The sequence below is a fragment of the Agrobacterium sp. 22117 genome (genome assembly GCF_052045735.1).
Classification (GTDB): domain Bacteria; phylum Pseudomonadota; class Alphaproteobacteria; order Rhizobiales; family Rhizobiaceae; genus Agrobacterium; species Agrobacterium cavarae.
The window spans coordinates 108351-121154 of sequence record NZ_JBQEPP010000001.1 but is presented as its reverse complement, the minus strand read 5'-3'; the positions used below and the strand labels follow the sequence as shown (position 1 = coordinate 121154).

Sequence of the window (12804 nt, the reverse complement as noted above, 5' to 3'; positions counted from 1 at the left end):
ATAATAGAAGCAAATGCAAGTCAGGCCTTAAAAAAACTGCTATCTCTGTGAAAACAGTTCGTTATTAAGCGCGAACTGCGGCGCAAGACCGCGGACCATTTTAGGGAGGATGCCTTGGGCCCATTCCACCTGGACGAAAGACTGGCGCGCGACAGCGTCCTGATTACCACGCTTGGCCTTTGCCAGTTGCGGCTGCAGAACGATTGCCGCTGGCCCTGGGTGGTGCTGGTCCCTCAACGCAACGATGTCAGCGAATTGTTCGACCTCACCCCACTCGATCAGGCCGTGCTGACGTTTGAGACCAACCTTGTCGCTTCGGCGCTGAAGGATCTGACGGGAGCCGTGAAAATCAATGTCGGTGCGCTTGGCAACATCGTCCGCCAACTCCATGTGCATATCATTGCCCGTAACGAAGGCGATCCGTGCTGGCCTGGGCCGATCTGGGGACAGGGAACCCCAGTGCCTTACGCCGAACACGACAAACAGGATTTCATAAAGAAACTGGCTGGCGCACTCTGATGACTTCAAATCGCATTTTCGATACGACCTCGCCACATCCCGAACCCTCCGCTCTGACGGCCTTTGCGCAAAACGATCTTGACCGCCTAGCCGAAAATCGCAACGAGACCTGTGTAGCCGACGCCTTGAAGGTGGAAGGCACCCATCTTCTGGCCTTTGCCGGCAACAAGCTGATCCTCAAGCATGACGATCAGGTCCTCGATCCTCTGTTTGCCGCCTATGAACTGGCGGAGCTCGATCCCGATTTCGATCAGGCGATTCTACTGGGCTACAGAGAAAATGGCGAACCGCGTGTCGCCGTTCCGGTCAAGATTGCCGAAGAGGCGCTTGCCAGCCACTATAAGGCAGCGGATGCGCGCACGCTCTATCGCGACCAGTTGATCGGAGAGGAACTGTTGGGCGAAGTGGCGCAAGCTGTCAGCCTTGTGAACTGGAACGCCGACAACAAATTCTGCGGTCGCTGCGGCGACCAGATGGAGCTTCGGATTGGTGGCTATAAGCGCATCTGTTCCGGCTGCGGCCACACGATCTTTCCGCGCACCGATCCCGTCGTCATCATGCTGACGATCGATCTGGAGCGGGACCTTTGCCTGCTCGGTCGCGGCGCGCATTTTCCGCCGGGCATGTATTCCTGCCTCGCGGGCTTCGTGGAGCCCGGCGAGACGATCGAAAACGCCGTGCGTCGCGAGACGCGGGAAGAATCCGCCATTGAGGTCGGGCGCGTTCGCTACCATGCCTCACAGCCATGGCCGATGCCCCACACGCTGATGATCGGCTGCTTTGCTGAAGCGCTGTCCTTCGACATCAGACGTGACGATGCGGAGCTGGAGGATTGCCGCTGGTTTACCCGTGAGGAGGTCGCGGAACTTCTGCAGATGACGGGGGCCAATGGTCAGTTACCGCCACCGAAAGGTGCCATAGCCCATCGGCTGATGCGCGACTGGATCGAGTGGGACGGCGCGGCTTAAGCGCTCTCCGCCCGACCATAAGAGGATCGTAGTCTGTTCAGGAATTGCCGCTGGTTTGACATTCGCAGGCGGCCAACGGCATTCCTGGATCGACTGTTAGACGGTGTTGAAATTGCCGCGCATGGCGTGGCCCTTATAGACACCGAGAATGCGGACCTTCTCGGAGAAGAACTTCAGCTCTTCCAGTGCATGCCGGACCGGCTCGTCCTCAGGATGGCCTTCGATATCGGCGTAAAACTGCGTCGCGACGAACTTGCCGCCGATCTGGTAGCTTTCGAGCTTCGTCATATTGATGCCGTTGGTGGCAAAGCCACCCATGGCCTTATAGAGCGCTGCCGGAATATTGCGGACATTGAAGACGAAGGTGGTGACGATCACGTCCTGTGGCGTGGTGCGCTTCACCCATTGCTCATCGCGCGACAACACGACGAATCGGGTGACGTTGTTTTCGGAGTCCTCGACATTCTCAGCAAGAATATCCAGTCCGTAAAGCGACGAGGCCAAGCGGGGCGCGAGAGCTGCCATGCTACGATCGCCCTTTTCCGACACCAGCTTTGCAGCGCCGGCGGTATCGCCTGCAACAACCGCCTTCCAGCCGTTGGAGCGAATGATCTTGCGGCACTGGCCGAGGGCGTGGATATGGCTGTGGACCGTCTTGATCTCATCCTTCTGCACACCGGGCAGCACCATCAGCTGGAAGCGGATCGGCATGAAATATTCGCCGATGATGTGCAGGCGCGATTCCGGAAGCAGGTGATGAATATCTGCCACGCGTCCGGCCAGTGTGTTTTCGATCGGGATCATCGCCAGATCGGCGTCGCCATTTTCCAGCGCATTGAACGCATCTTCGAAGGTCGGGCACGGCAGCGGGTCCATATCCGGAAAGACATCGCGAGAGGCCATGTCGGAATTTGCGCCATATTCGCCCTGGAAGGCAATGCGATTGCTGCTGGTCATGGTACGATCTTCAATTCTGTCTGTTGGCAAGGATCTTGCGGGCGGTCTCAAGCTGCGGCTGGGTGTCGACGCCGAGTGGAATGGAGCGCACGATCTCCGCATCGATCCGCATGCCGGCTTCCAGTGCGCGCAACTGTTCGAGGCTCTCGCGCAGCTCAAGCACGGACGGCTTCAGTGACACGAATTTCTCCAGCGCGGCACGCCGATAGGTGTAGAGCCCAATATGATGGTAGAGCGGTCCGTTGCCATAGGGCGCCGTCGCGCGCGTAAAATAGAGCGCACGAAGACGGGTTTGCGAAAGCGGGCTGCCGACGATCTTGACGATGCTCGGATTGGTCTTTTCATCCTCGTCGGTGATCGGCACGGTCAGGGTGGCGATATCGACCTCAGGATTGTCCATCGGCAGCAGCGAGGCGCGAATCGTTTCCGGCTCAATGGTCGGAAGATCGCCTTGAACATTGATGACGAATTCGGCGCGGCCCTCCGGATCGGCCTTTTGCAAGGCTTCGTAGATGCGGTCGGAGCCGGATTGGTGATCGTTCCGGGTCATGATGACATCGAAACCGGCCGACCTGACCGCGTCGAAAACGCGCTCGTCATCCACCGCGACAACGATGCGTTCGGCGCCTGCTTCGCGGGCGCGCAAGGCAACCTGAACGATCATCGGCTTGCCGTTAATGTCGGCCAAAGGCTTGCCCGGAAGGCGGGTCGAGGCCATTCGTGCGGGAATAAGCACGATAGCTTTTTCGAAATTTCGATTATTCATCCGACACCCTTCAAATTCCGCCGGAAAAGTGGCAATACGTCACGGGGGCGGAGAGCATATTCAAGTTGCGCAGGCTGTGCAAAAGCCATAGCTTTCACGCAATTTCAAGATGCCCGTTTCATGCAAACGGTTGTGAGGGAGCGCAAATCAATGAATTCACGGGTTAATATGGCGGTCGGTGCGTTTCTTGGCACGATCTTCGTCCTTATGACGGTATCAATAGCCTCGGACGCAATTTTCCATTCCGCTGCCCCGGAAAAGGAAGGCTATACGATCGTTGCAGAGACATCCGGTGCAGGCGAGGCCGCCGGAGGCGCAGCCGAGGCGCCTGCAACACCGATTGCCAAGCTTCTTGCAACTGCCGATGCCGCCAAGGGCGAAACCGTGTTCAAGAAATGCACGAGCTGTCACACCGGGGACAAGGGCGGCCCCAATAAAGTCGGCCCTAACCTCTTCGACGTGGTCAACCGCCCGATCGCCAGCCACGCAGGCTTCAGCTATTCCGCTGGCATGAAGGATTTCTCCAAGGGTAGCTCCGAGAAGTGGGACTACGATCACTTGAGCTACTTCATCGAAGCACCGAAGAAGCATGTCCCTGGCACGGCCATGGGCTTTGCAGGCATCAAGAAGGAAACAGAGCGCGCCGATCTCATCGCCTATTTGCGCACGCTGTCCGACAATCCGGCCCCGCTGCCGGATCCAAATGCACCTGCGGCACCGATGCCGACGAACTAACCAGCATGAATTTCAAAAGCCCGGGCGACCGGGCTTTTTTGTGCCTTCGGGAGCGGCGCAATCATGCGGCCGCCTTGTTGGGCTTGCTGGCCGTCTCGCTATTGGCCTCATGTTCCACCGTGTGACGGCGGGAGAACAGCCTGCCAAGAGCTTGGCCCGCACGCTCCATCTCGACGAAAATCACCGGCGTGATGAAGAGAGTAAGGACCTGTGACACCAGCAGGCCGCCGACCACCGCGACACCCAAGGGCTGGCGAAGTTCGGAACTGGCACCGGAGCCAAGCGCGATCGGCAATGCACCAAGAAGCGCGCAGAAGGTCGTCATCATGATCGGGCGGAAACGGCGGACGCAGGCCTCGTGGATGGCGACCGCCGCCGCCTCTCCCTTGCTGCGCATATTGTCCACCGCCACGTCGATCATCATGATCGCATTCTTCTTGACGATGCCGATCAGCATCAGAAGGCCGATCAGGGCGATGATGGAAAAGTCCATACCCATGATTTTAAGCGCCAGAAGTGCGCCGAAGGCGGCCGCCGGCAGGCCCGACAGAATGGTGAGCGGATGGATGAAGCTTTCATAGAGAACGCCCAGCACCACGTAGATGGTCAGCACCGCGGCCAATATCAGCAGACCGGTATTGCCCTGTGACTGCTGGAAGATCGCTGCCGTGCCGCCATAGGTGGTGAAGACGTCGTTAGGAAGGCCGATCTGCGCCTTGACCTGGTCGATGCGCTGCATGGCCTGGCTCAGCGAGACACCATCCGGCAGATTGAAGGAGATGGTGGTCGAGACCAGCTGTCCCGTCTGGTTGATGGCGACCGGCGCCGGCTTGCTCTCCACCGTGGCAAAGTTGGACAGCGGTACCAGCGTGTTGGTCTTGGTGGAAAGAATATTGATGTCGCGCAGGGAGTCTGCGGTCCAGGGCTTGGAGCGATCGAACTCGACGATCACATTATAGCTGTTGCCCGTCGATTGGATCTGGGCGGCGTCATAGCCACCAAAAGACATTTCCAACGTCTTGCGCAGCTGATCGTTGGTAATGCCGTAGGCTGCCGCCTTCTCGGAATTAATCACGATGGTTGCGGCAATTGCGCCATTCTGCGCGTCAGATGTGACGGACGTGAATGTCGGGTCCTTGCGCATCTCGTCCATCAGCTTGCCCGACCAAAGGCTTGTGGCATCGGCGCTCAGGCCCTGTACGACGAGCTGATATTGCGAGGCCGAACTGCGGCCGCCAAAGCGGAGGCTCTGCTGCGGCGTGATGTAGGTTCTGATACCGGGAATCTTCGCGGTTGCCTTGGTCAACTCAGCCAGTGTCTGCTGGAGCGGTTCTCGATCCGCTTTCGGCTTTAACTGCACGAACATGGAGCCGTTGTTCAGCGGGCTGCGCGAACCGCCGCCAACGATGGAGGTGACATGCAGGACGGCGGGATTGGTGCGGATCGCTGCCGCCACCTGGTTCTGCAGGTCACTCATGTCGGTATAGGAAATGTCCTCACGCGCACGGGTCGAGACCGACAGCTGGCCAATGTCTTCCTGCGGAAAGAAGCTGGATGGCAGGGTCCAGAACAACAGGCCGGATGCTGCGACCGAGCCCAGGAAGCACAAAAGAACAAAGCCGCGATGGCGCAGGCACCATCCGACGGCGCGGTCGTAAACGCCAAGGGTGCGGTCGAAACCGGCATCGAACCAGCGAATGATCGCCGGCGGTCTGGAGGAATGAGACGACAGGCGCGAAGCGAGCATCGGCGTCACCGTCAGGGACACGAGCGCCGATGCCAGGATGGCGAGCGTCACCACCATGCCGAATTCGTTGAACAGACGGCCAACCACGCCACCCATCAGAAGAATAGGGATGAACACGGCAACGAGCGATATCGACATGGACAGAATGGTGGAACTGACTTCCGCTGCACCTTTGAGTGCGGCCTCACGCATGGGCAGCCCCTCTTCATGCAGGCGCAGAATATTCTCCAGCATGACGATGGCATCATCCACGACGAGACCGACCGAGAGCGTCAGCCCCAAAAGCGAGATGTTGTCGATGCTGTATCCCAGGACATACATGGCGCCGAAGGCCGCAATCAGCGACAGGGGAACGGCAAGGCCCGGAATGATGGTCGCGGTCAGGTGTCCGGTGAACAGATAGATGACCAGAACAACGAGCGCGATTGTCAGGAACAGTGTGAACTGAACATCCGAAACGGCGTCCTTGATGGCAACGGACGTGTCGTTCATGACATGGATGTTGATCGAGGGCGGCAATTGTTCGCGAAGCGCCGGCAACTTGTCCTGGATGGCTTTCACCACATCGACCGTATTGGCATCCGACTGGCGCTGGACGGCGAGAATGATGGCGGGTTCGCCGTCGAACCAGCTGCCGGCATCCGGATTGTCCACGCCATCCTGGACATTGGCGACATCGCCCAGATGGATCGGCGCACCGTTTGCGGTGGCGACGACCAGCGACTTGAACTCCTCTGCATTGGTTCTTTGCGTATCGGCATCGATCGTCAGGCGCTGGCTCTTGTTTTCCAGCGCGCCGACCGGGACCTGATTGTTCGCCTGTGCAATGGCTGTCGTGACCGTATCGACGCCAAGATTGCGGGCCTGAAGTTTGGAGGGTTCGAGACCCACGCGGACAGCATAGGTTTTTGCGCCGTAAACACTCACCTGCGCCACGCCTGAAATTGTCGAAAGCAGCGGCGAGATGATGTTCTCCGCAATATCGTCCACCTTGCTTGCCGGCATTTCCTTGCTGTTGACGGCCAGCAACAGGACCGGCGCGTCCGCCGGGTTGGTTTTGCGGTAGCTCGGCGCGGTGGTCATGTTGCTCGGCAACTGTCGCTGCGCGCGCGAAATGGCCGCCTGCACATCCGCTGCAGCTGCGTCGATATCGCGGTTCAGGTCGAACTGGATGACGATGGAGGTGTTGCCGAGCGTGTTGGTGGCGCTGATTTCACTGATGCCGGGAATGGTCTCGAACTGCTTGACGAGCGGTGTCGTGACCGAGGTCGCCATGGTCTCCGGCGAGGCACCGGAGAGTGACGCAGAGACGTTGATGGTGGGAAAGTCCACTTTTGGCAACGCCGCCACAGGCAGCAGCCTGTAGCCGGCGAAGCCAGCGAGCGTCAGCCCGATCGCAAGAAGGATTGTCGCGACGGGGCGATTGATGCAAAAACGTGCGATCACTGGGCAATCTCCGTGGCGGGCGCGTTCTGTGCAACTTTGTTTGGCTGACCGGCCGCAGCTTCCGGCGTATCGACGACCGTCTGACCATCCGTCAGTTCAGACTGCCCTTCGACGATGATGCGTTGTCCGGCAGAGAGGCCGCTGGCGATCGCCGTCATATTGCCGTTCGAGCGGATGACATCGACAGGCGTCATGTGAACATGGTGGCTGTCATCCACGGTATAGACGAATTGCCCGTTCGGTCCTGCCCTCAGCGCCACTGTCGGCACAACGATCTGCTTCTGATCCGACTGGAAGTGAACGACGACATCGGCGGACTGACCGGGCCAGACGAGGCCCTTGTCGTTCTTGAACGCGGCCTTGACCAGCACCGTACCCGATGCCTGATCGACGGTGTTGTCGAAATAGGCAAGCTTTCCCTGGATCGCCGTTCCGCCGGTTGCCACCGGGTCGATATCGACCGTCGCGCCGTTTTTCATCCCTTCACGCAGTTGCTCCAGATAGCGCTGGGGCAGCCTGAACTGCATGTAAATCGGATCGTAACGGGTGATGCTGACAATCGTCACACCGGCGCTGAGATAGGCGCCAGGGCTAATGGTGATGATGCCGAGGCGACCATTATAGGGCGCGCGGATTTCGGTGTCCTGAAGGGTTGCCTCGTCGGACTGCAATGTTGCCTTGTCGGCATCGATCTTGGCAGCGGCCATGTCGCGGGCTGCGCGGGCCTGATCCAGCACCTGTTGGGACTCAGCACTCTGTTTGGCAAGCGCGGTCGCGCGATCGAATGCCGCCTGCGCCTGCGCCAGACTGGCCTGATCGGACGCGATGTTGGCCTTGTCCTTGGCAACGGCAGCGCTCGCAAAGCGATCATCCATCTTGATGATGAGATCGCCCGCCTTGACCTCCTGGCCACTCGTGGCGGCCACAGACGCGACCGTACCCGCTTCACGCGGGGCGATGTTGGTGGAATCCGCAGCAACAGCCCACCCGGTCGCTTCCACATCCATCGGCAAGGCCGCTTCTTCGACCGTGACTGTGGAAACCGCAGGCGGACCGCCATTGCGCCGCCCGCCGCCCTGGCCCTTCGCCCGGTCGTGACCGCCGCCATCCTGGGCGGCGGCCTTATCTCCCCCGGCCTTTCCATCAGCAGAAGCCGTGTGCGTCACGGCCCCTTGCGAAGCGACGAAAGGCAACGATTTGATATAGGGGATCTCGTCACGAAACGGCCAAGCCGCAACAGCGACGACAACCAGTATGCTGAAGAGTATCCAGATTTTTTTCATGCGGGGGGTCCGACTTGATGGAGAAAGCCGCGATACGCCCACCGTATCGTTGAGACCTTCCAGTCTCAGGAAACATCCTTATCACGCCAAAATCACCTTAAGTTTTGGTAACATGGACAAGTTTCAATTTTGGGAGGGATTAAGAGTGCGCAAAGCAATTACAAGAAGAGTCACTTGCAATGCGCTCGATCTTTGTGAATTCAAAAATATCGTGAGAATTTGTAAGCGCAAAATGGCGGACAGGGTGGGATTCGAACCCACGGTACGCTTTCACGCACACACGCGTTCCAGGCGTGCGCCTTAAACCACTCGGCCACCTGTCCTTCTTTACAATCTGCATGTTTGGGAAATGCAAATCACTGGAACGGCGCGATATATACCGATGAATTCGCGGCGATCAACCCGATTCTGACAGTTTTTTTAAATGTCTGTGAAAAGGCTGTTCATGAGGAGATTGCAAAGCGCTGCTTCGGACTTTATCCAGAACCAGGAGAAGGTCGCCTTGGGCGACTGTCCTGTTAAGTAAGCCGCCGGGGAGTCCTGCCATGAAAGCCTTGTTCCGGTTTCTTAGCTTTCTGCTTCTTCTGTGCGCAATTGGCGTTGGCGTCTTCGATTCCATCCGCTCGGTTTCCACATCCTCCGTCGATCTCTTGAGCTTTCGCGAAGGCTGGGCGGAAGTTTTTCCTTCCTCGCTTGCCATGGCAGAAAGCGTGACGGCACACTATATTCACCCGGAAGCGTGGCGCTGGATCGAAAACGGCCTGAATGCCGTTCCTGCCTTCGCGGTTCTTCTTGGTCTTTCGCTGCTTTTCTGGATGGCAGGCTACCGAAAGCCAAGACCGCTCGGTCGTTTTGCGGCCTGACGATACCAGCATCCCACACTGCATGAGAGCGGAACGCGGCGCCGATCGCCGCAGGGAGACTGCAATGTTTGGATTCGATACCCTTTCAAAAAAGACAGTGATGCCGACCGCAGAGACCGCGATCCCCGGCCGGGATGAGGCGGTGGTCGTGCCGGAACACCATTTCGTCAATGGAAGAAGCCTGAAAGGTCCCTACCCCGACGGGTTTGAAACGATCTATCTCGGAATGGGCTGCTTCTGGGGTGCAGAACGGCTGTTCTGGAAGACGCCCGGCGTCTATGTCACCGCAGTGGGCTACTCCGGTGGAATGACCCGTAACCCGCACTACCAGGAAACCACGACAGGGCTGACCGGCCATGCCGAGGTGGTCAAGGTGGTCTATGACCCGTCACAGGTGACGCTGGCTCAACTCCTGAAGATCTTCTTTGAAGAACATGATCCGACCCAGGGCATGCGTCAGGGGAACGATGTCGGCACGACCTATCGCTCGGTAATCTATACGACCAATGATGCGCAACTCGCCGAAGCCAAGGCCGCCCGCGATTCCTTCCAACAAGCGCTGGAAACGGCCGGTCATCGTCCGAAGATCACCACCGAGATCGAGCCGCTCGATATCTTCTATTATGCCGAGGACTACCATCAGCAATATCTCGCCAAGAACCCGGGCGGCTATTGCGGATTGAGGGGAACCGGCGTGACCTGCAACATCGCCTAGTTGTATGGCAACTGCCCGGTGGAAGAGATTAAAAAACCACCAGAAAAGAGGTTTTCCACCGGGCAAAAAAAACGGGTGAATTTTTCTCGCAGCCGTGCAAGGATGCTCCTCACGCTCAGCCCACAAGGCTGGCTTTTCCGCAGAACATGCCCAGCATAAGGGCTTGCGGGAGGACCCTTTTTAATAAAATTAAACTGCAACAACAGGGCTGCAAAATGAAAAAATCCCTTCTGACGCTTTTCGCGCTTGCTGCGATGTCGGCTTCCGCCTTGGCCGCGGATATCAAGCCTGCACTGGTCTACGGAACGGGCGGCAAGTTCGACAAGTCGTTCAACGAAGCTGCTGCAACGGGCGCTGAGAAGTTCAAGTCTGAAACCGGCATCGAGTTCCGCGATTTCGAGCCGACCAGCGACACGCAGGGTGAACAGGCGATCCGCAACTTCGCAAGCCGCGGCTTCAATCCGGTGGTTGCAGTGTCCTTTGCCTGGACCTCCGCCATGGAGAAAGTGGCTAAAGAATTTCCCGACACCAAGTTCGTGATCGTCGACTCCGTCGTCGACCTGCCGAATGTGCGCTCGGTCGTCTACAAGGAAGAAGAAGGCTCCTACCTCGTGGGTCTGCTCGCCGGCATGGCGTCCAAGACCGGCAAGGTCGGCTTCATCGGCGGCATGGACATTCCGCTGATCCGCAAATTCGCCTGCGGCTACGCCCAGGGCGCCAAGGCTGCCAACGACAAGATCGAAGTCTTCCAGAACATGACCGGCACGACGGGTGCAGCCTGGAACGACCCGGTGCGTGGCGGTGAACTGACCAAGAACCAGATCGACCAGGGCGCGGACGTGATCTACGCGGCAGCCGGTGCGACGGGTCTCGGCGTTCTCCAGACTGCAGCCGACAACAAGAAGTACTCGATCGGCGTCGATTCCAACCAGAACCACCTGCATCCGGGCTCGGTTCTGACATCGATGGTCAAGCGCGTCGATCTCGCCGTCTACAACGCGTTCAAGGACGTCAAAGACGACAAGTTCACCGCTGGCGTCAACGCGCTCGGCGTCAAGGAAGATGGCGTGGCTTATGCTGTCGATGACAACAACAAGGCTCTGATCACGCCTGAAATGGCGGCAGCTGCCGACAAGGCGAAAGCAGACATCATCTCCGGCGCCGTCAAGGTTCACGACTACATGTCGGACAATTCCTGCCCGAAATGATATGAAATTTGACAGGGGCGCATGATGTTTTTCATCTTGCGCCCTTTTCATATCCAGCCTTCGGAGAGGTTTTGGTTTGAGTATGAACCCTGCAATCGAGCTCGTGGGCATCGACAAGTCGTTCGGTGCCGTTCACGCCAATAAAAATATCAATCTGACCGTTGCCAAGGGGACGATCCACGGCATCATCGGGGAAAACGGTGCCGGCAAGTCGACCCTGATGTCGATCCTTTACGGCTTCTATCAGGCCGATTCCGGTGAAATCCGGGTCAACGGCAACCCCGTTACCATCAAGGACAGCCAGGCTGCCATCGACGCCGGTATCGGCATGGTGCACCAGCACTTCATGCTGGTCGAAAATTTTTCCGTGCTGGAAAATGTCATGCTCGGTGCGGAGGGCGGCGCTCTTCTGTCCAAAGGCACGGCGGCCACCCGCAAGGAACTGAAGCGCCTTGAGAATGAATATGGCCTCGAGGTCAATCCGGATGCGATCATCGAGGATCTGCCGGTCGGACTGCAGCAGCGCGTGGAAATCTTGAAAGCCATGTATCGCGGCGCGGAAATCCTGATCCTCGACGAGCCGACCGGCGTTTTGACGCCTGCTGAAGCCGATCACCTGTTCAAGATACTGAGCGTGTTGCGCGACCAGGGCAAGACGGTCATCCTCATCACCCACAAGCTGCGCGAAATCATGGCGATTACCGACGAGGTCTCCGTCATGCGCCGCGGCGAGATGGTGGCGACGCGCAAGACGTCGGAGACGACGGTGGAAGAACTGGCCGAGTTGATGGTCGGTCGCCGCGTTCTGCTGCGCGTCGAAAAGGGTGAAGCCAAGCCTGGCGAGGTTCTTTTTTCGGTCCGTAATCTGACGGTGAAGGACAGCCGTGGCGTGACCATGGTGGACAATGTTTCCTTCGATGTGCGCGCTGGCGAAATCGTCGGCATTGCGGGCGTTGCCGGAAACGGTCAGTCCGAACTCCTGGAAGCCATTGCCGGAATTCGCAAGCCGCATTCGGGTGAAATCCTGATCGGTGGCAAGCAGGTGGACAAGGTCGATCCGGCCATCTTGCGCCAACTCGGTCTGGCCCATATCCCGGAAGACCGCCACCATATGGGTCTGATCTTGAAGTTCGAGGAATATGAGAATTCGATCCTCGGCTATCATCGTGACGAACGCTATGGAAAAGGTCCGTTTCTCGATCCCGAAGCCATTCGCAAGGATGCGGTCGAAAAGATCGAGAAATACGATATCCGCCCGCCAAATGCCCGGCTGAAGACCGCCAATTTTTCCGGGGGCAACCAGCAGAAGATCGTCGTTGCGCGCGAAATCGAGCGCGACCCGAGCATGCTGATCATTGGCCAGCCAACGCGTGGCGTCGATATCGGTGCGATCGAGTTCATTCACCGCCGCATCATCGACATGCGCGATGCGGGCAAGGCCATACTTCTGGTCTCCGTTGAACTGGATGAAATCCGCTCGCTCTCGGACCGCATTCTGGTAATGTTTGCCGGCCGGGTCGTTGGAGAAAAGACGGCGGAAGCCGAAGAACAGACGCTGGGCCTGATGATGGCCGGCATTGCCGCATAAGGCCACACA

At 58.3% G+C, this 12804-nt stretch carries 11 protein-coding genes and 1 tRNA gene; 7 read left to right on the top strand and 5 right to left on the bottom strand.

Annotated features, from left to right (window positions below; genetic code table 11):
* The first annotated feature begins 114 nt into the window (after nucleotides 1–114).
* Nucleotides 115–519, top strand: coding sequence for an HIT domain-containing protein (locus tag ACTJKV_RS00595; protein WP_112358173.1), 405 nt, complete (start codon nucleotides 115–117; stop codon nucleotides 517–519).
* The gene (gene nudC, locus ACTJKV_RS00590) at nucleotides 519–1487 is read left to right on the top strand and encodes an NAD(+) diphosphatase (RefSeq protein WP_113272923.1); all 969 of its coding nucleotides are present in this window, start codon (nucleotides 519–521) and stop codon (nucleotides 1485–1487) included. The genes ACTJKV_RS00595 and nudC overlap by 1 nt, the downstream gene beginning before the upstream one ends.
* Before the next feature lie 96 nt (nucleotides 1488–1583).
* Here the strand turns inward: nudC and ACTJKV_RS00585 are convergent, their stop codons facing one another.
* Both ACTJKV_RS00585 and ACTJKV_RS00580 read right to left on the bottom strand, forming a co-directional pair.
* Entirely contained in the window at nucleotides 1584–2444 is an 861-nt protein-coding gene (locus tag ACTJKV_RS00585) for a prephenate dehydratase (protein WP_062599145.1), read from the bottom strand.
* A 10-nt stretch (nucleotides 2445–2454) separates the two neighbouring features.
* Nucleotides 2455–3210 carry a 3-deoxy-manno-octulosonate cytidylyltransferase gene (locus ACTJKV_RS00580; protein WP_113266371.1) on the bottom strand — a complete coding sequence of 252 codons (756 nt, stop codon included), beginning with the start codon at nucleotides 3208–3210 and terminating at the stop codon, nucleotides 2455–2457.
* A 150-nt stretch (nucleotides 3211–3360) separates the two neighbouring features.
* On the opposite strand from ACTJKV_RS00580, the gene ACTJKV_RS00575 reads away from it, so the two are divergent.
* Entirely contained in the window at nucleotides 3361–3945 is a 585-nt protein-coding gene (locus ACTJKV_RS00575) for a c-type cytochrome (protein ID WP_062443174.1), read from the top strand.
* A 61-nt stretch (nucleotides 3946–4006) separates the two neighbouring features.
* Here ACTJKV_RS00575 and ACTJKV_RS00570 read toward each other — a convergent pair whose 3' ends face one another.
* The 3 genes from ACTJKV_RS00570 to ACTJKV_RS00560 form a co-directional block, all read right to left on the bottom strand.
* Complete coding sequence (locus ACTJKV_RS00570) at nucleotides 4007–7138, bottom strand: efflux RND transporter permease subunit (protein ID WP_112358176.1); 3132 nt, start codon at nucleotides 7136–7138, stop codon at nucleotides 4007–4009.
* On the bottom strand, nucleotides 7135–8421 hold the full coding sequence (locus ACTJKV_RS00565) for an efflux RND transporter periplasmic adaptor subunit (RefSeq protein WP_274101025.1): 1287 nt from the start codon (nucleotides 8419–8421) through the stop codon (nucleotides 7135–7137). Before ACTJKV_RS00565 ends, ACTJKV_RS00570 begins: the two co-directional genes overlap by 4 nt.
* Before the next feature lie 233 nt (nucleotides 8422–8654).
* Nucleotides 8655–8744, bottom strand: a tRNA-Ser gene (locus tag ACTJKV_RS00560).
* Nucleotides 8745–8966: 222 nt separating this feature from the next.
* Between ACTJKV_RS00560 and ACTJKV_RS00555 the strand changes: the two genes are divergently transcribed.
* From ACTJKV_RS00555 to ACTJKV_RS00540, 4 genes are all read left to right on the top strand, one after another.
* Nucleotides 8967–9284 (top strand): hypothetical protein, encoded by a 318-nt coding sequence (locus ACTJKV_RS00555; protein WP_062427198.1) that lies wholly within the window; start codon nucleotides 8967–8969, stop codon nucleotides 9282–9284.
* 64 nt (nucleotides 9285–9348) lie between these two features.
* Nucleotides 9349–9999, top strand: a complete 651-nt coding sequence (msrA, locus tag ACTJKV_RS00550) for a peptide-methionine (S)-S-oxide reductase MsrA (RefSeq protein WP_274101026.1) — start codon at nucleotides 9349–9351, stop codon at nucleotides 9997–9999.
* 215 nt (nucleotides 10000–10214) lie between these two features.
* Nucleotides 10215–11207: a BMP family lipoprotein gene (locus tag ACTJKV_RS00545; protein ID WP_062443185.1), complete on the top strand. Its 993-nt coding sequence runs from the start codon at nucleotides 10215–10217 to the stop codon at nucleotides 11205–11207.
* Nucleotides 11208–11289: 82 nt separating this feature from the next.
* On the top strand, nucleotides 11290–12795 hold the full coding sequence (locus ACTJKV_RS00540) for an ABC transporter ATP-binding protein (protein WP_113266373.1): 1506 nt from the start codon (nucleotides 11290–11292) through the stop codon (nucleotides 12793–12795).
* Nucleotides 12796–12804 lie beyond the last annotated feature (9 nt).